Origin of the sequence: Novispirillum itersonii subsp. itersonii ATCC 12639 (assembly GCF_000381985.1) — a bacterium.
In the GTDB taxonomy this organism is placed as follows: domain Bacteria; phylum Pseudomonadota; class Alphaproteobacteria; order Rhodospirillales; family Rhodospirillaceae; genus Novispirillum; species Novispirillum itersonii.
In genome coordinates, this window is the sequence record NZ_KB907342.1 from 188,440 (window position 1) to 206,183 (window position 17,744).

Annotated in this window: 17 protein-coding genes; 6 read left to right on the forward strand and 11 right to left on the reverse strand. The window is 65.7% G+C overall.

The genetic code is table 11. The features are described from left to right. Positions 1 to 152 precede the first annotated feature (152 nt). Both G365_RS21210 and G365_RS24465 read right to left on the reverse strand, forming a co-directional pair. Positions 153 to 515 carry an EF-hand domain-containing protein gene (locus G365_RS21210; protein ID WP_019645572.1) on the reverse strand — a complete coding sequence of 121 codons (363 nt, stop codon included), beginning with the start codon at positions 513 to 515 and terminating at the stop codon, positions 153 to 155. A gap of 175 nt (positions 516 to 690) precedes the next feature. Continuing rightward, positions 691 to 819 (reverse strand): hypothetical protein, encoded by a 129-nt coding sequence (locus tag G365_RS24465; protein WP_019645573.1) that lies wholly within the window; start codon positions 817 to 819, stop codon positions 691 to 693. Here G365_RS24465 and G365_RS21215 point away from each other — a divergent pair. Then, positions 818 to 1,321 carry a DUF983 domain-containing protein gene (locus tag G365_RS21215; protein ID WP_019645574.1) on the forward strand — a complete coding sequence of 168 codons (504 nt, stop codon included), beginning with the start codon at positions 818 to 820 and terminating at the stop codon, positions 1,319 to 1,321. The two genes, G365_RS24465 and G365_RS21215, sit on opposite strands and share 2 nt — an antisense overlap. Before the next feature lie 9 nt (positions 1,322 to 1,330). On the opposite strand, the gene G365_RS0110965 is transcribed toward G365_RS21215, so the two are convergent. Continuing rightward, complete coding sequence (locus G365_RS0110965) at positions 1,331 to 2,227, reverse strand: SDR family oxidoreductase (RefSeq protein ID WP_019645575.1); 897 nt, start codon at positions 2,225 to 2,227, stop codon at positions 1,331 to 1,333. A gap of 155 nt (positions 2,228 to 2,382) precedes the next feature. On the opposite strand from G365_RS0110965, the gene G365_RS21220 reads away from it, so the two are divergent. Further along, positions 2,383 to 3,213, forward strand: coding sequence for a tetratricopeptide repeat protein (locus G365_RS21220; protein ID WP_019645576.1), 831 nt, complete (start codon positions 2,383 to 2,385; stop codon positions 3,211 to 3,213). A gap of 88 nt (positions 3,214 to 3,301) precedes the next feature. Further along, positions 3,302 to 3,973 (forward strand): hypothetical protein, encoded by a 672-nt coding sequence (locus G365_RS0110975; protein ID WP_019645577.1) that lies wholly within the window; start codon positions 3,302 to 3,304, stop codon positions 3,971 to 3,973. 73 nt (positions 3,974 to 4,046) lie between these two features. Here G365_RS0110975 and G365_RS22960 read toward each other — a convergent pair whose 3' ends face one another. The 6 genes from G365_RS22960 to G365_RS0111010 form a co-directional block, all read right to left on the reverse strand. Continuing rightward, positions 4,047 to 4,604: a hypothetical protein gene (locus G365_RS22960; protein ID WP_019645578.1), complete on the reverse strand. Its 558-nt coding sequence runs from the start codon at positions 4,602 to 4,604 to the stop codon at positions 4,047 to 4,049. Between the two features lie 5 nt (positions 4,605 to 4,609). Further along, positions 4,610 to 5,824, reverse strand: a complete 1,215-nt coding sequence (gene dapE / locus G365_RS0110985; RefSeq protein WP_245554739.1) for a succinyl-diaminopimelate desuccinylase — start codon at positions 5,822 to 5,824, stop codon at positions 4,610 to 4,612. Positions 5,825 to 5,921: 97 nt separating this feature from the next. Beyond that, positions 5,922 to 6,785, reverse strand: coding sequence for a 2,3,4,5-tetrahydropyridine-2,6-dicarboxylate N-succinyltransferase (gene dapD, locus G365_RS0110990; protein WP_019645580.1), 864 nt, complete (start codon positions 6,783 to 6,785; stop codon positions 5,922 to 5,924). 248 nt (positions 6,786 to 7,033) lie between these two features. Further along, positions 7,034 to 7,480, reverse strand: coding sequence for a DoxX family protein (locus G365_RS0111000; RefSeq protein ID WP_019645582.1), 447 nt, complete (start codon positions 7,478 to 7,480; stop codon positions 7,034 to 7,036). A gap of 148 nt (positions 7,481 to 7,628) precedes the next feature. Next, positions 7,629 to 8,129, reverse strand: a complete 501-nt coding sequence (gene lspA / locus G365_RS0111005; RefSeq protein WP_019645583.1) for a signal peptidase II — start codon at positions 8,127 to 8,129, stop codon at positions 7,629 to 7,631. Beyond that, positions 8,126 to 10,456, reverse strand: a complete 2,331-nt coding sequence (locus G365_RS0111010) for a heavy metal translocating P-type ATPase (protein WP_019645584.1) — start codon at positions 10,454 to 10,456, stop codon at positions 8,126 to 8,128. Before G365_RS0111010 ends, lspA begins: the two co-directional genes overlap by 4 nt. A 314-nt stretch (positions 10,457 to 10,770) precedes the next feature. Here G365_RS0111010 and G365_RS0111015 point away from each other — a divergent pair, with 314 nt between their 5' ends. The 3 genes from G365_RS0111015 (at position 10,771) to G365_RS0111030 (ending at position 15,377) form a co-directional block, all read left to right on the forward strand. Beyond that, positions 10,771 to 12,429, forward strand: a complete 1,659-nt coding sequence (locus tag G365_RS0111015) for a sensor domain-containing diguanylate cyclase (protein WP_051089882.1) — start codon at positions 10,771 to 10,773, stop codon at positions 12,427 to 12,429. Positions 12,430 to 12,674: 245 nt separating this feature from the next. Continuing rightward, positions 12,675 to 14,033 (forward strand): DUF2336 domain-containing protein, encoded by a 1,359-nt coding sequence (locus G365_RS0111025; protein WP_051089874.1) that lies wholly within the window; start codon positions 12,675 to 12,677, stop codon positions 14,031 to 14,033. 54 nt (positions 14,034 to 14,087) lie between these two features. Further along, positions 14,088 to 15,377 carry a hypothetical protein gene (locus G365_RS0111030; RefSeq protein WP_019645588.1) on the forward strand — a complete coding sequence of 430 codons (1,290 nt, stop codon included), beginning with the start codon at positions 14,088 to 14,090 and terminating at the stop codon, positions 15,375 to 15,377. Positions 15,378 to 15,493: 116 nt separating this feature from the next. On the opposite strand, the gene G365_RS0111035 is transcribed toward G365_RS0111030, so the two are convergent. Both G365_RS0111035 and G365_RS24470 read right to left on the reverse strand, forming a co-directional pair. After that, positions 15,494 to 16,831 (reverse strand): CynX/NimT family MFS transporter, encoded by a 1,338-nt coding sequence (locus G365_RS0111035; protein WP_019645589.1) that lies wholly within the window; start codon positions 16,829 to 16,831, stop codon positions 15,494 to 15,496. A 43-nt stretch (positions 16,832 to 16,874) separates the two neighbouring features. After that, a complete protein-coding gene (locus tag G365_RS24470) occupies positions 16,875 to 17,636 on the reverse strand; it encodes a FadR/GntR family transcriptional regulator (RefSeq protein WP_019645590.1) in 762 nt (253 codons plus the stop codon). Positions 17,637 to 17,744 lie beyond the last annotated feature (108 nt).

Sequence of the window (17,744 nt, forward strand, 5' to 3'; positions counted from 1 at the left end):
GTGGCCCGGTACGTGTGTCGTACCGGGCCGCCGAGTTTTGGGAGGAAGGGAAACAAAACGACAGGGAGACTAAACTGGGAGACTAAACAGGGAGGGGAGAGGGAACTTCAGGAGAGAAGGGAAAAGGGGTAGGGCCTTATTCCCGCCAGGGCTTACGGCTCATCCCGTTCCGGCAGGGCCTGCGGGGCGGGCTGCGGGGCCGCGCCACGCTTCATGTCGCCATGGCGGTGGTCGCCCTTTTTGCCATGCCGGTCACCGGCGCAGTCCTTCATTGCCTTGTGGAAGGCCGCCATCTCTTCGCGGGTCAGGGTACCGTCCTTGTTGGTATCCATCTGGTCAAAGCGGCTGGCATGCATATTCAGGAAGTCCTGCTTGCTGACCGGACCATCCTTCATCGGGCCATGGGCCGGGCGGGCCGGGCAGGCCGGGTCCGCTGCCATCGCGGGCAGGCTGAGGGCGCCAAAGGTCAGGGCGGAAGCAAGCAGGCCGAGGGCGAGGGTTTTACGGGAGGTCATGATCGGGGACTCCAGCGGGTCAGAATAACAGTGGAAGCGGTGGTCAGCTCCGGCGCGACCCGTGGGGAATGACGGAGGGGTCGGAGGTCGCGCCGGGGGTCAGTGCCCCGTTCCAATGCTGCTGTTATAGGCCCCATGGTTTGAACCCACTCTGAAACCGGTGTTTATCGGACGTTCAGGTTGCCGCCTGATTTTTGCCGTTTTTGCCACTGGGGATGAAATCTGTCCCGGCGGGCGGGGCGATGGCGCTATACTGGTGCTTCCCCCGTTCTGCTGCGGCCTGCGCCGCGAAAGGATCCGCCATGACGGTTCCGCCAGATCACCCGGATCATCCGGATCAGGCGCATTCAGCGGCTGCTCGTACCGCTGCTGCGGGAGAGGCAGAGACTGACTGGCAGCGTCAGTGGGCAGCGCACCGCCGGGATCACCGCCGCCTGCGGGCTGACCGGCCACTGATGCTGTCATTGTGGCGGGGGATGCGGCGCCGTTGCCCCCGCTGCGGCCAGCCGGGCCTGATGATCCGCTACCTGCAGCCGACCCCGGCCTGTGCCGACTGTGGCGAGTCGTTTTCCGGCATCCGGACCGATGACTTTGCCCCGTGGCTGAGCATTCTGGTCATCGGCCATCTGCTGATCCCGGCGGTGATCTCGGTGGAACGGCTGTGGGAGCCGCCGCTGTGGCTGCACCTGCTGGTCTTTGGCCTGATCGGGGCAGAAATGGTGCTGTCCGTCCTGCCCCGTGCCAAAGGGGCGGCGCTGGGGCTGATGTGGGCGCTGGGCCTGCGCGGGGACGAACAGCAGTATTGACCCGGGGGGTTATTCTGCGGCGCGGCTCTGCCCGGCAAGCTGGGTTTCCAGCCCATGACGATAGGTGGGATGAGTCAGGGTGACTCCCAGCTCCTGCTTGATCCGGGTATTCCGCACCCGGCGGTTATCGGCATAAAAGCTGGCCGCCATCGGCGACAGGGCCGCCTGTTCGATCGGCAGATCCGGCGGCACCGGCAGCCCCAGCAGGGTGGCTGCATGGGCGATCACATCCTGCGGCGGGGCCGGTTCGTCATCGCAGACGTTATAGATCCGTCCGGGATTTGGTTGGAGCAGCGAGGCCCGCACCACCGCAGCAATGTCATCGACGTGGATCCGGCAGAATACCTGCCCCGGCTTGATCACGCGCCGGGCGGTGCCGCTGCGCATGCTGTCCAGGGCGCTGCGGCCCGGCCCGTAGATTCCGGCCAGCCGGAACGCATGCACCGGCCCGCCGAGGGCCAGCCACGCCGCTTCCGCCCGCGCCCGCCGGGCCGAGCGGGGCAGATCCGGATCAATCGGTGTGTCTTCATCCACCCAGTTGCCGCCATGGTCGCCATAGACACCGGTGGTGGACAGATATCCGGCCCACTGCAGGCTGCCGTCGTGCAGCTTCTGCCGCAGCAGGGCAGCATGGTGGCGCAGCACCGGGTCGCCGCCGTCCTGCTCTGTGTCAGTATCGCCGCCCTCCCGCGCCGGGGGGACTGACGACAGCACATGGGTGACCCCGTCAAACACCGTTTCCGGCAGAGGTGCCGCCCCGCTGTAGGCATGCAGGGTGATGCCGTCCGCCGGGTTGCGGGCAGGGTCCTGCACGGTGCCACTGACGGTCCAGCCTTCTGCCAGCAGGCGGCGGGCCAGGACGCGGGCGCTGTAGCCCAGACCGAAGCAGAACAGATGGCGGGACATGGGACCTCCGGGTTTGGGCGGAACAAGGCGGATGCCTTGATTTGGCCTGAGTTTCAACGTAAGACCGCGACAGGGGAGCGGCAAGGGTCCGCCCCCGAAATGATCCAGAGGGTCTGGCCGTGTCGCCGGACCGGGGTGTCTTTGAGGAACCCATCATGCGGATATCGCGGAAGATCGCTTTGACCGTGGTCATGCTGGGCAGCATGGCCGTTGCCCCGGCACTGGCCGCGCAGGACAAGAAAGCGCCCGCCCATCCGCCTGCCCCGGCGAAGGCCCCGGCTGCCACGGCCCCGCGGTCTGAGTCGGGCTGGAACAGCCCGGACTATGCCGCCTGCATGAAGACCGCCCGCGAGCGCCCGAAAGCGGGATTCGATCAGGCCGGGGAATGGGCGGCCTTCGGGGGCGGGGTTCCGGCGGAACATTGCCGGGCGACGGCCCTGCTGGGGCTGAATGAACCCGAGGCTGCCGCCGACCTGATGGAGAATCTGGCCGAGAAAAGCCGTGAGAGTGCCGGTATCAAGGCCGGGTTGCTGCGGCAGGCTGCGCAGGCCCGCATTCTGGCCGGGCAGACCCCGCGCGCGCTGGCGGTGCTGGATGCTGCGGCTAAGGTTTTGCCCGGTGATCCGGATGTGCTGGAAGACCGGGCCGTGGTCCGTATTGAGTTCGGTGAGCCGTGGGATGCGGTCGATGACCTGAATGCGGTGCTGGACCGTCAGCCGAACCGCGTTTCCGCCCTCGCCCTGCGGGCGGCGGCGTATCGCCGTCTGGAGACGCTGGATCTCGCCAAGGCCGATGTTGACCGCGCTCTGGCCCTGGAGCCGACCAATCCCGATGCCCTGCTGGAAGCGGGGATTCTGGCCCGGGTGACCGGCAATGATGCGGCGGCCCGTACGGCCTGGATGACTGTCCTGCGGACTGCCCCGGAGTCTGCGGCAGCGGAGACGGCCCGCGCCAATCTGGCGCGGATGGATGTGAAAGTGAAATAGGACAGTCCATTCCGGTTGTATTTCCGTGTGTGATTCGGGACAGTCTGTCCGGTGTCATAGATTGGGATGGAAACCGGAAACGATGAGAGTGTGCGGGATTACCCGGCTGTTGGGTGTGGTGCTGCCGTTGGTGCTGGCCGGGTGTATCACCACGCCGCAGTATAATACCCCGGTACAGGTGCAGCAGGTGACCGCACCCCCGCCGGGGCAGACCGTGACGGTCACCGTGGGCGAAGACATGCTGCGGGATGGAACGGTGGCAAACCGCCCGGCCATTCGTCTGCATGCTCCGCTGACCATCGGGGGGCTGTTAAGCTACACCGTATCGGCGGGCATCTATACGCAGGTCGGGGCGGCGGACGGCGCGGTTTTTTACCGGCCAGAGGACACCCCGGAAGGCGGGCGGGTGCAGGCCGGGGCGCTGACCGATCCGTTTGAGGCCCTGATGCTGCGGTCTGACGGGGCGGAGCTGTGCGGCGTCTCCACGCTGGGCGGTAAGCTCTGTACGGCAGCCCCGCCTTATGACCGGCTGACCCGCCCGGATCCGCAGGCCGGGGGACGGTTGCAGACCCTGACTTACGGGGGTCGTATCGGGCCGGTGATCCGGGTCAGCTACCGGGATGGTATCCTTCCGCCCGTCGAGGCCCAGTATGATCTGACCGAAAGCCCGGAGATCACCTATCGCGGGGCGCGGATCCGGGTGACGGAGGCCACCGGACAGCAGATCACCTATCAGGTGATCCAGCCGTTCGGGCGCTGAGGGTGGGCGCTGATGGCAGGCAGCAAAAAGGCCCGGTGATCTGCCGGGCCCTTTTCTGTCATCACAGCGCGGCTCAGATCAGGCTGGGCAGCACCCCGTTGATGAACACCGACAGCAGCAGGTCCAGCACCACGCAGCCGGTGGCGGTCAGGCCGGGGACCTTCAGGGTGTGGCGGGCGATGAACCAGCTATAGACCATAATGGCGGTGGCCGTGATCATCATCAGGAACTGTGCGGCCTCCAGCGGGATGATCTGCAGGCCGTTCAGGACGATGAAGGGCAGCAGCGCCAGCGCCACGGCCACCTGAAACCAGTTATAGACGGTGATGTAGCGCAAAACCCGCCGCCCCCAGCCCAGATGGGGGGCCAGTTGCAGCAGCACGACCGGAAACAGGACCCAGCCGATAACGTAGGTCAGCACCTCGGTGGCGGCGAAGGTCACGAAATCCTGATCTCCGCCCGGCTGCAGCAGATGAAACAGGCTTTGCAGAAGATAGACCGGGGCCACATAGACCCCGACCCGGAAGGAGGCCAGCGTCACAGCCGGGGATGCCGGAAAGGCATCAATCACTTTGGTGTTGAAGCGCAGGATCTGGAACAGGATCTGCCGCAGGGCGTGCAAGGAGTGCATCCGCGTCAGATCCTGCCACCGATTGCGAAGTAGCCGGTCAGCACCTGCTGATAGATCTGGGTCAATTTCTCCAGATCTTCGACGGCGATGTGCTCATTGACTTTGTGCATGGTCTGGCCGACCAGCCCGAACTCCGCCACCGGGCAGACATTCTTGATGAAGCGGGCGTCAGAGGTGCCGCCGCTGGTGGACAGCTCCGGCGTCATGCCGGTTACGGCCTGCACCGCATCCGAGATCAGGCGCGAGAACGGCCCCGGCTGGGTCAGGAAGGCTTCGCCCGATTCCGTCATTTTCAGGGTATAAAACGCGGCGGGATCAGCATCGGCCCCGTCGCGGGCCGGATCCAGCACGGTGGCATCCAGTTTGGCGCGGATCCACGCCTCAAGGCTGGTGGCGGTATGCTGGGTGTTAAAGCGGATGTTGAACAGGGCCCGGGCCTCGCCGGGGATGATGTTGGTCGTCGGGTTGCCGACATCAATCGAGACCACTTCCAGATTCGACGGCTGGAAGAAGTCATTGCCGTGGTCGAGCGGCTCTGCCAGCAGGGCGGAGACCATCCGCACCAGACGCGGCACCGGATTGTTGGCCAGATGCGGATAGGCGACATGGCCCTGCGTGCCGTGGACGGTAATCCAGCCGCTGATGCTGCCCCGGCGGCCGATCTTGATCATATCCCCGAGCACGCGCGGATTGGTCGGTTCGCCGACCAGACAGACATCAATGTTTTCACCGCGTTCAGCCATCCAGTCCAGCACCTTGCGGGTACCGTTGATGGACGGGCCTTCTTCGTCACCGGTGATCAGCAGGCTGATGGAGCCATCGGGGGCCCCCTGTTCGGCCATCAGGCGGGAGACGGCGGCGACAAAGGCGGCGATGGCCCCTTTCATGTCGGCGGTGCCACGGCCGTACAGTTTGCCGTCGCGGATTTCTGCGGCGAAGGGATCGACAGTCCATCCCCCGGCATTGCCGACCGGCACCACATCGGTGTGCCCGGCGAAGCAGAAATTCGGGCCCTGTGTGCCAAGGCGGGCATACAGGTTGTCAATGTCCGGCGTCCCTTCTTCCGAGAAGGTCATGCGCTGGCAGACAAAGCCAAGGGCGGTCAGCGCCTGCGCCAGAACATCCAGCGCCCCGGCATCGGCGGGGGTCACCGACGGGCAGCGGATCAGCGACTGGGTCAGCGCAACCGGATCAAACACGGGGACAGTGGAGGTGGACACGGCTGGGGAATCCGTTTTCTGCAGAATCAGGGAGAGGGGCGCTCACAAAACAGAACCGGGGGCAGGCAGGCCCACCCCCGGCAGAACAGACCGGCGATCAGTCGCGCAGCAGTTCGTTGATCGACACCTTGGAGCGGGTTCTTTCGTCAACGCGCTTGACGATGACGGCGCAGTACAGGCTCGGCCCCGGGGTGCCGTCGGGCAGCGGCTTGCCCGGCAGGCTGCCCGGCACCACCACGGAATAGGCCGGGACGCGGCCCATGAACACTTCGCCGGTGGCACGGTCGATGACCTTGGTGGAAGCCCCGATGAACACCCCCATTGACAGCACGGCGCCGGTTTCGACGACCACGCCCTCGGCCACTTCGGCACGGGCCCCGATGAAGCAGTTGTCTTCGATGATCACCGGGCCGGCCTGCAGCGGCTCCAGCACGCCACCGATCCCGGCGCCGCCGGAAATGTGGACGTTCTTGCCGATCTGGGCGCAGGAGCCGACGGTGGCCCAGGTGTCAACCATGGTGCCGGAATCAACGTAGGCACCGACGTTGACGAAGCTGGGCATCAGCACCACACCCGGGGCGATATAGGCCGACTTGCGGACCACGCAGTTGGGAACGGCGCGGAACCCGGCGGCGGTGAACTCGGCATCGGACCAGCCATCAAATTTCGACGGCACCTTGTCCCACCAGCTTGACCCGCCGGGGCCGCCGGAAATCGGGGCCATGGCATTCAGGCGGAAGGACAGCAGCACGGCTTTCTTCAGCCACTGATTGACCACCCACGCCCCGTCTTTTTTCTCCGCCACCCGCAGAGTCCCGGAATCAAGGGCGGCCAGCGCTTCGGCAACAGCGTCGCGGGCCTCGCCGGTGGTGGCGGGAGAGATCTGGTCGCGGGCTTCCCACGCGGCTTCAACAGCAGCCTGAAGCGCGGTCACGGACGGGAAGGAGGAGGTGACGGACATGGGACGGGGAACTCCGGTGTCTGCGGACAAGGGATCCGGGGATAAGTCCGGGCTTGAGACGGCAGCCCTGCCGTCGCGGCAGGGTGCGGAGGGGAGGATACCCGCTGCTATCGGTCAGTCAACCCGGCGCAGGCGGATCCGCCGGATTTGTTCGGCCCCGGCCCATAATACGGGCCCCATAATAAAGAAAGACACCGCAGGGGGCGACCCTGCGGTGTCTTTGCGTCTGAAGGGCCTGATGTAAGGGATCAGGCGGCTTCAGACCGGGTGCCGATGCCGACCATCGCCAGCAGATCAACCGGGACAGCAAAGGCACCCTTGCCCAGCAGGGCCTGCACCAGCAGGCTGATGGTCCAGAAGGCGGGGAATTCCCAGCCGCCGCCCTGAGCGGAGAACACCCAGCCGTTGCCGGAATGGGCCAGCGCCGCGCCGATCAGGGTCGGCAGCAGCAGCACGGAGGCAAGGCGCACATGCAGGCCGAGGATCAGGGCCAGACCGCCGGCCACTTCGGCAAACATCACCAGATAGGCGGTAAAGCCGGGCAGGCCGAGGCTTTCAAAGAAGGCAACGGTGCCTGCCGGAGTAAACACAAAAACCTTCATCAGGCCATGGGAGAGGGTCATCACCCCCAGCGCCAGACGCAGCAGCAGGGCGGCATAGGCGGAGGCGGGGGTTTCGAAGCTGGTGTCGGACATGATCAGAAATCCTTGGTGTCTGCTGGTGGGTGCCGTTGATCACGGCCCGGTTGATGTGCAGACCCTACCGCGCTGCTGCCCTGTTCTGAACTTTAGTATGATGAGTAAAACTATTCATGTGGTGAATGATTGGGGCGGTGCCCGCCGATCATGGTTTTGTCTGCCGCCGGTCGGTCAGCACAGACAGCAGCATGCAGGCTGCCCCCAGCACGATAGCGATGTCGGCACCATTGAAGGTCGGCCAGTGACTGGTCTGTCCGTCCGGCCAGCGCCAGTAGAGATCAATGAAATCAGTCACTGCCCCCTGACGCAGACGGTCAACGATATTCCCGAGTGATCCACCGGTGATCAGGGCCAGCCCGGCCTGTTCCCACCGTCCGGGGCTGCGCAGGGCCATCACCGCAAACAGCAGGGTGATGCCCCCGGTCAGGGCTGCCATCAACAGGGGCCGCCCGGCCATGACCCCGGCCAGCAGGCCAAAGCCAGCCCCTTCATTGAACGCCAGAGTCAGGCGCAGGCCGGGCAGAAGATCCAGCCCGTCGCGGTACCGCAGGTGGATCAGGGCCAGCGCCTTGCTGCCCTGATCCACGGCGACGGCAGCCCCGGCCAGACTGATCACGCGGGCAACGGCTGATCCTGTCCGCATCATCCGTCCGCCCGGTCCGGGGTGGCGCGCAGCAGGCGCAGGGCGTTCAGGGTCACCAGCACTGTGGCCCCGGTGTCGGCCAGAATGGCGATCCACAGTCCGGTGAGGCCCAGAACCGATGTCACCAGAAAGACCGCCTTCAGTCCCAGAGCGAGGGCAACGTTCTGCCGGATATTGCCTATCGTCAGCCGGGCCAGCCGGATCAGCGCCGGGATATCGGTGACACGGTCGCGCAGGATGGCGGCATCGGCAGTTTCCAGCGCCACATCGGTCCCCGATCCCATGGCAACCCCGACCGCAGCCTGTTTCAGGGCCGGGGCATCGTTAATCCCGTCCCCGATCATCATGACGGCCTGCCCGGCAGCAGTCTGTCCGGCGGACAGGGTTCTGATGGCGGTCAGCTTGTCTTCGGGCAACATCTCCGCCCGGACCGCGACGCCCAGCGGGGCTGCAATGGCGGTTGCCGTCCGCCGGTTGTCCCCGGTCAGCATGGTTGCGCCGATCCCCATGGCCCGCAGTTGCCGGATAGCCTCTGCCGCATCCGGGCGGGGTTCATCCCGCAGGGCCAGCAGACCGAGGGGCGTGTTGCCATGGCTGACGGCAACCACGGTTTTGCCTTCGGCTTCCAGTGCGTCTGTCTGACTGCGCAGGGATGGCGGCAGCAGGCCGGACTCTTCGGCAAAGCGGGGGGACAGGACCATCGCCGTCTGCCCGTCGATCTGTGCATCCACCCCTTTGCCCGGCAGGGCGCGGGCGGCGGTGGCCGGGCGGGCAGCGACCCCGTCTGCGGCGGCCTTGCGGGTGATGGCCTGTGCCAGCGGATGGTTTGATCCGGCCTCGACACCGGCGGCGACGGCCAGAAGTGTGGCAGCGGCAACGCCGGGGGCCGGGAACGCGTCGGTCACCTGCGGGCGGCCCAGTGTCAGGGTGCCGGTCTTGTCAAAGGCAACATGGCGGATGGCGGCGGCGGCCTCGATCACCGCGCCGCCTTTCATCAGCAGCCCGCGCCGCGCCCCCGCTGACAGGGCAGAGGCGATGGAGGCGGGGACGGAAATCACCAGAGCGCAGGGACAGCCGATCAGCAGCAGGGCCAGCCCGCGATAAATCCATGTTTCCCACATCTGGCCACCGACCAGTGGCGGAACAACCGCCACCAGCAGCGCCGCCAGCACGATCACCGGCATATACCAGCGGGAAAAGCGGTCAATAAACCGTTCGGTGGGGGCGCGGGCCTCTTCGGCTTCTTCCACCAGCCGGACAATCCGGGCCAGCGTGGTGTCATCGGCGTCCCGGGTGACGGTGACGGTCAGGGCTGCTTCGGTGTTGATCGATCCGGCGAAAACCGCATCCCCGACAGTCCGGGTCCGGGGAATGCTCTCACCGGTCACCGGGCTTTCATCAACGCCGGAGGTTCCGTCCTGTACCGTGCCGTCGGCGGGGATCCGCTCGCCGGGGCGGACCAGCACCACGGCACCGGGGCGCAGACTGGCGGCGGGGACGTCTCTGGGGCCGTCGGCGGTCAGCAGCAGGGCTGTCTTCGGGACCAATGCCGCCAGTGCCCGGATTCCGTTGCGGGCCTTGCTGGCAGCGACCCCTTCCAGCACCTCGCCGACGGCGAACAGAAACACCACCAGCGCCGCTTCTTCTGCTGCGCCGATCACCAGCGCCCCGGCGGCGGCAACCGCCATCAGACTTTCGATGGTGAACGGGTTGCCGGTGCGCAGGGCCTCCCACGCCCGCCGGGCGACCGGGGCAACCCCGATCAGGCAGGCGGCGGTGAAGGCCCATCGCCCAAGATCCTGCCCGATCACGGTTTCCAGTCCCCAGGCCGCAGCCAGTAAAGCCCCGGTCAGCAGGACCAGCCGCCCTTTGGCGGTCTGGAACCACCGCCGGTCGGCCGGGGTCTGTGCCGGGGTGTGCGCCGGTGCGGGGGAATGATCATGGCTGTGTCCATGACCGTGGCTGTGCTCATGGGCATGACCGTGTTCGTGGGTATGACTGTGTTCGTGGGGATGGCCGTGGTCCTGCCCATCCGCCCCGGATCCGCACGACGGGTTGTCGCAGCAGGACTGGATTTCGGGGGCAGGGGTGGGGTCCTGTCCACTGGCCGGGGTGATGCCAAAGCCCAGCCGGATAACGGCTTCCTCGATCTCCGCCGGGGTGGTGGTGCCGGGGGTCAGGCTCAGGCTCAGGCGCTCAGACATCATGGCGACGCGGACATCGCTGACGCCGGGCAGGCGCGACAGGGCACGGGTGATTTTGGTGGAGCAGGACGCGCAATCCATGCCGGTTACGGTCCAGAACAGCCGGGGGGCGGCAGACTCAGACATTTCGGATCTCTCCGGTTACGGTCCCGGAAGGGCGACGGACGCCAGGGGGCCATGGAACATTGAGATCACGCTAATCCCTCTAGTGACTATAGCTGCAAGCGTCTTTTTGCACGAGGTAGTGAGGGCTTACTCCGGGCCTATCCCTCCGTCATGGCCGTCTCAGCAGAATGGCTGATGCCAGTCTGAACAGATCCATGCTAAAGAAAGTAGTGGGCAGATCCTGCGGACAGGAGTGGAAGACGGTGAACAGGGCTGATATCGCCCCGCCTCAGACGGAACAGCCGGCGGCTGGCGGTGCCCCGGGAGACTCTCCCGTGCCGGACAGTATTCTCAGCGGCTTTCCCGGCCCGTTGCTGCTGTTTTCCCCCAGTGGAACCCTGCTGACGGCCCAGCCGGAGGAAACGCCGCTGGCACAGGCCCTTGCGGACGGTCATGCTGCTGAGGCTCAGGCCCTTGTCGCGGTCTGCGCCAGCAGTCGTCACGCCAATCAGGGCACGGTGCAGATTGAGGCCGGTGATGGTCTGTATACCTTTGACCTGACCGTGCTGCCCCTGCCCGATGGCCGGGTGGCGATGCTGGGGCGCGAGGTGACCCTGCATCACAATCTGCGGGCTGCGTTGGTCGAAAGCCGTCAGCGGTACAAGGATTTTGTCGAGATTTCGTCGGATTTCGCCTGGGAAACCGGCATTGACGGCACCTTTGTGTTTGTCAGCCCACGCGGGGCGCTTGGTCATCCGGCAGCCGATCTGATCGGGCGCGACCCGGTCGATCTGGTGATGGAGCGCGATGCTCAGACGGGGATCCCTTTTTCCACCCATGTGCCGATTGAGCATGGCGAGGTCTGGGTCCGCCGGGTGGATGGGGCACCGGTCTGCGTTACCGTTGCCGCCCGTCCGATTTTTGACCGCTCTGGCCGCTGGATCGGCACCCGCGGGGTCTGCCGGGATGTGACGACGGAACGCGAACGTGATCTGCAACTGGCCCGTGCCCGTAACCGTGAGCGGATCGTCAACCACATTGTCCGCACCTTCCGCGATGAGGTCGATCCCAACAATATGCTCAATGTCGCCGCAGAAACGCTGGCGCGCGGCATGGGGGCCAGCGACTGCCATATCTTCCGCCGTCCCAGCGAAACGCTGGAGGAAAGCCACCCGAGCGAACTGCCCGCCGGATTGATCCCCGGTGCCCGGTATGGGGCATTGCCGTATCTGTCCTCGCTGCCGGTTCTGGATGCCCTCGACCGTGGCGAAGAGCTGGTGGAAATTGAGGTTGAGGGCCGTCAGGTGCTGGCGGTGGCCTCCCGTCATCACCACCGGGTCAACGGGGCGGTGGTGCTGTACAGGGTGATGGAGCGCGGCAACTGGGGTGTCGATGACCGCTTCCTGCTGTCGGATCTGGCTGACCAGATCGGCATTGCCAACGAACAGATTGCCGCCCATGAAAGCATCGTCCGCCTGTCGCGGACCGACAGCCTGACCGGGCTTTTTAACCGCCGGGCCTTTTTCGAGGAAATGGACCGCCGCCATAAGCGGCTGCAGCGGACCAGCTCTTTTGCCGCCCTGCTGTATGTCGATCTTGATAACTTCAAGATGGTCAATGACGTGCATGGCCATGCTGCCGGGGATGCCGTGCTGCAGCTGGTGCGGGACATGCTGCTGGGCAATACCCGCCCGACTGATCTGGTCGCCCGTCTCGGCGGGGATGAGTTCGCGGTCTGGCTGGAAGGCGGCACCCGTGATGTTGCAGAGGACAAGGCCCGCCTGCTGCTGTCGATGGCAGAACGGCTGCTGCGCCCGCGCTCAGGCAACCCGGATTATCCGCTGGGGGTGTCGATCGGGATTGCGGTATACGATCCGGTCCATCCGGAGAGCCTGCACGATTTGATGGCGCGGGCGGATCAGGCGATGTACTCGGTTAAAAAGACAGGTAAGCTGGGGGTTGCGGTTGCCGAGCATCCTGTCCGGACTGCCTGACGGGATGCTGTGCCGCTGATGTCGTACCCTGTTTCTGTCTGTGGTGTCGTGTTGACCGTGACCCTGTCTTTTTTAGCCGTGATGCCTGTCTTCGGGCAAATCCGGTTTCTGCTGCCACCGGGCGAAGCCCGGCATAACCCCGAGGAGGAGCTGGCCCTGTCATGACATCCTTCCTCAAGCGTCTTCTCGGTCTTGAAGAGACCGGGGCACTCGCTCCTGCCACTCCTGACCCTCTCCCGCGGAGTATGCCGCCAGCCCCCCCGCTGCCGGACGACCTGATGTCGTTTGAGCCGATCCCTTATGATGCCGCGAAGCAGTATGCGCGCAGCGAGGATCCGGCCATCCGCATTGCGCTGGCATCGCGGACCGATGTCCCGGCGGAGATCCTGTATTTCCTGTCAGAGGATACCAATCCGGCGGTGCGCCGGGCCGTGGCCCTGAACGGGTCAACCCCGGCGCTGGCGCATCTGGTGCTGGTGGAGGATCAGGATGACCGGGTCCGGGCTGATCTGGCTTTCCGGATTGCCCGGCTGGCTCCGGGCCTGAGCCCGGACGAGCATGACCGTGCCCGGCAGGCAGCTTACCGGGTCATTTCCCGGCTGGCGCAGGACCAGATGGTGCGGGTCCGTCAGATTCTGTCGGAAGCGATCAAGGATGTGATCGACGCCCCGTCTGATGTCATCCGTCGGCTGGCGCGGGATGTGGAGGAAGTTTCCACCCCGGTGCTGGAGTATTCGCCGGTCCTGCAGGATGAGGACCTGCTTGATATCATTGCGGCCAGCCCGTCTTCGGCGATGCTGTCGGCGATCTCGCGCCGTCAGCGTCTGTGCGCCGATGTTGCCGATGCCATCGCAGAGACCGATGATACGGTGGCGGTGGCCGATCTGCTGCGCAATACATCAGCCCAGATCCGGGAAGAAACCCTCGACCACCTGATTGAGAATGCCCCCGACCGTCTGGAATGGCACGAGCCTCTGGTCCGCCGCCCCGGCCTGCACCGTCATGCGGCGATGCGTCTGGCGGAGTTTGTCGCCGATCGCTGGCTGAAAGTGCTGCATGACCGCCGGGATCTGTCGCCGGAGACGCTGGCTGAGGTCAAGCGGGTGGTTCATGCCCGCCTGCACGATGAAAAGATCCATCCGACCCCGGAATACCGGCTTGCTGTTGATCCGGCTGCTGGCAGCGGCCTGCCGGAGATTCTGCAGCGGATCGACGTGTCCGGCTGGCCGCTGGCGCGGATTGAGGCGTTCCGGCAGGCCGTCGAAATGTACCGGCGCGGCGATCTGGGTGCCCCGGTGCTGTTGCAGGCGATCAAGGTCGGTGACATTGAATTTGTTGCGGCAGCGCTGGATGTGCTGAATCACCTGATGCCAGGGGCTTCGCTGGAGGCAATCCGCATGGCCAACTGCAAGGCCATCGCGGCGTTGGTGTGGCATGCGGCCCTGTCCCCGGCGCTGTCGGTACAGATTCAGTCCCGTCTGGCCCGGGTCGCGCCGTCTGATGTGTTGACGGAAAGCGAGGATCTGCCCTTTGGCCTGACCATCAGTGAGATGGAATGGCAGGTCGAAATGTTCGCCAGACGGACGGACACTCCCCCCCTCTGACCGGGCAACCGGGCGGGGAGCAGCGGGGATTGGCAGGCGTGCAGGTGGGGGATCATGCGTAAGGTGGTGTGGTTGGGGCCGTTGGCCCTGCTGGCGGCGGCAAGCGGCATCGGCCTGCGCTATGGCGTGACGGAGATGTTCCGCCCGCCGGTGTCCGGTGTGGTGCCCGGTCAGTCGGGGGTTGCGGTCCCCGCCGATGATCCGGCGGCGCCTTTTAATGATGTCGCCCGCTATTCTGCGGCGCTGGGCGATGCGTTGATCCGTGCCGGGCAGGCTGTTCTGGCCCCGGGGAGCCGCCCCGGTCAACCGGATCCGGCATCCACGTCTACACCGGCAAAGCCTGACCCCCATAAACCTGACACTCATAAACCGGAGGCTGTCAAAGCTGACGCGGGCAAGTCTGAGGTTGTCCGCGGTGAGCCCAAAAAGCCCGAGGCTGCGCCGTCCGCCGATCTGTCGCAGGTCGCAGACCGCTTTAAAGCCCCTGCGGCCCGCCCGGTGGTGTCGGCCCCGATACCGGATGCCCCCCCGGCCCCGCCGCCGGGACCAACGGCTTTTGCCCCGGCGGATCAGTACCCGCTGACAAGCTGGGCGCTGGATTATGGTGAGGCGGGCTATGCGGCCCGTCTGGCGTTGAATGGGGCTCCGTTGGCCGGGCGCTCCCCCGGATTGGGGGAGACGCTGGAAGTCTCCGGCTGGGCCGGGGATTCCCTGATCGGCATCCGCTTCAGTCATGTGCTGGCGGCGGTCTGTGGCAAGGTTGTCGGGGCCGCCCCGGTGCAGGAGCCGACACCGGATATTGCCCGTACCATTCACAGCAATCTGAGCATGGCGGGCTGGAGCCTGCGGCTGCCGGTGGAGCTGCTGCCCCGCTGTGACAGGCCGGTTCTGACTGTTCTGGCGGTGCGGGACGGTAAATTTGCCTATCCGTTGCGGGGGGAGCATCCGCTGGTGCTGCCTGCTGAGACGGTTAAGGCCCCGGCTTCGGCGACGGTCAGGCCGTTACGCCCCGGTGATCTGCCGTTTCTCGACCGTCAGCCGTTAACCCTCAGTGCCAAGCCGGTGACTGTCCGGCGTTGCGCCGCTTCTGACTGTGCACCACTTGGGGCACTTGCCCCCGGTGAGTACAGTGTTGCGGTGATGGACCGGCAGAAGGGCTGGGTCCTGTTGGTGACCCCGTCGCTGTCCGGCTGGGTGCCGGACAGTGTGCTGCGTCCGCCGCCCCCGGTCAGGAAACCGGCTCCGCCGAAGGAGGATGTCAGGCCGGAAGACGCGAAGCCGGAGGCAAAAGCGCCGGAGAGCAAAAAGCCCGAAGCGGCGTCTGGCGAGGAGAAAAAGCCTTAACAGGGCTCTCCTGTCCGGCGATGTGCTGGCAATGATAGTTACCCTAGAATACGGACAGGAAGGCCGGGGGCGGTCTTCCTGTCTTTTTTACCTGTGGCCGGTGGATGGCAGGCCGGTCAGCGCGGGTGGCTTTCCGCCTTCACATGCAGGGGACGCCCGGCCCCGATGCCAAACAGCGCCCCGGTACAGCAGATGACCGCGAACAGGATGGCGACGGCGGTCCAGCCGCCAAAGGCATCATGCAGCACGCCGACCAGAAACGGCCCGCCACTGGCAAGGGTATAGCCAAAGCCCTGTGCCATGCCGGACAACTGGGCAGCAACATGGCTGTCACTGGCCCGCAGGACGATCAGGGTGATCCCCAGAGCGAAAGCCGCGCCAAGGCCGACACCGGAAAACAGGGTCCAGATCCATACGGTGGACAGCGGGGCGAAGATAAATCCCAGCATCCCGATCAGGGTAAGGATCAGGGTCAGCACCGTGGCAATGCTCTGGCTGGGGCGGCGGGTGGCCAGAATCGGGGCCAGCAGCGAAGAGGGCACCTGAATCAGGATCGACAGGGACACCACCCAGCCGGCCTGCACCGGGTCCAGTCCGCGATCCCGCAGGATCGGGGCCAGCCAGCCGAACAGGGAATAGGCCATCGACGATTGCAGCCCCATGAACAGGGTAACCTGCCATGCCAGCGGGTCCCGGGTCAGGCCCCGGACAAGCCAGCCTTTTCCGGCGGCGGCACTGCGTCCGGCCCGGACCTGCGGGATCCACACCACAGTGGCAATGATGGCGGGCACCGCCCAGAAGGCGAGGGCAAAGGCCCATGATCCCCCGGCAGCCTGTTCCAGCGGAACCGTAAACCCGGCGGCCAGTGACGCCCCGGCGCACAGGGCCATGGTGTAGACACCGGCCATCAGGGCTGCTTTATGCGGAAAGTCGCGCTTGACCAGCCCCGGCAGCAGCACGTTCATTCCGGCGATGGCAGCCCCGACCATAACCCCGGACAGCAGCAGGGCCGGATAATTCACCACCAGCCGCAGCACCAGACCGGCGATCAGCCGCAGCACCAGACCGGCGATCAGCAGCAGCATCAGCAGCAGGATTGCTTTCTCGGTCCCCAGCCGCCGCCCCATGCCGGGGGCAACGGCGGAGAACAGGCCGAGGCAGACCACCGGCAGGGTGGTCAGCAGGGCTGCCCCGCTGCCGCCAAGGCCGAGAGTCGCCATGATCTCGGACAGCACCGGTCCGACGCTGGACAGCGCCGGGCGGAGATTGAAGCCGACCATGACAATGGCGATGATCAGCATCATTCCGCCTGCCAGAGCGGGCGCCGCCACCGGTGCGGCAGGGGGGATCGTCGCCGTGGCCTCATCGGCGTCAATCAGCAGCTCTTCGGCCAGATGCTCAACCGCTTCGGTATCCAGAGGCGGGAGAGGGGCAGGGGGTTCACGCAGGGACATGGTGGGGTATCCGGTTGGGAAAGTCAGCGGAAAGGGGGGGAGTTCAGGCGGAGGGGCACAACAGATCATCCAGCGCCTCAATCATCGGCGAGATGACGGCTGCTGCTGCGGCGGCGGCCCGGTCGGGGTCCCGGTCGGTGATCGCGGTCAGAATGGACAGGTGGGCGTCATAGCTGGGGTCGGGCAGGGCGGTATCCTGCAGCGCGGTGACGATGTAGCGGCGGATGGTCTCAGCGAACAGGCCGTACAGTTCGCTTAAAGCCGGGTTATGGGCGGCGTCGGTCACGGCAAGGTGAAACCGCAGATCCCGGTCGACAAAATTATCCAGCGGTATGTCGCACAAGGGGTCGGACGACTGGCCGGAATCACCCCGGGCATCTAGGGTCAGGTGCAGGCGCGACAGATCCGCAGCGGTGCGGCGGCTGGCTGCCAGACGGGCAGCCTCGACTTCCAGCGCCCGGCGGACCTCCAGATGGGCCCGCAGCCCGGCGCGGTCAATCCGGCGCAGGCATTCCCCGGGGTCGATCCGGCGGCGGACATAGGTGCCGTCACCCTGCCTGACCTCCAGCATGCCCGCGTGTGACAGAACACGGATAGCCTCGCGGATGGTGCCCCGGCTGACTGCCAGCTGTTCTGCCAGTCTGCCCTCCGGCGGAATCCGGTCGCCGACCTCCCATGATCCGCTGGTGATCTGATGGCGCAGCGTGGCGATGGTGTCGTCGACGCGGGATGTGCGCGCCGGGACGGGGGCAAGCCCGCTGTCATCAGGGGGAGAGGGCAGGGCGGTTGCGGCGGATGTGGGCATGATGGCAGATCTGGGCAGGGTCTGTTGCTAATCATCCAAACATCAGATGTTTGGATGATTTTTGCAAGTGAGAAGCGTCACTGACCGGGGGATGAGGCCCGGCCCTTG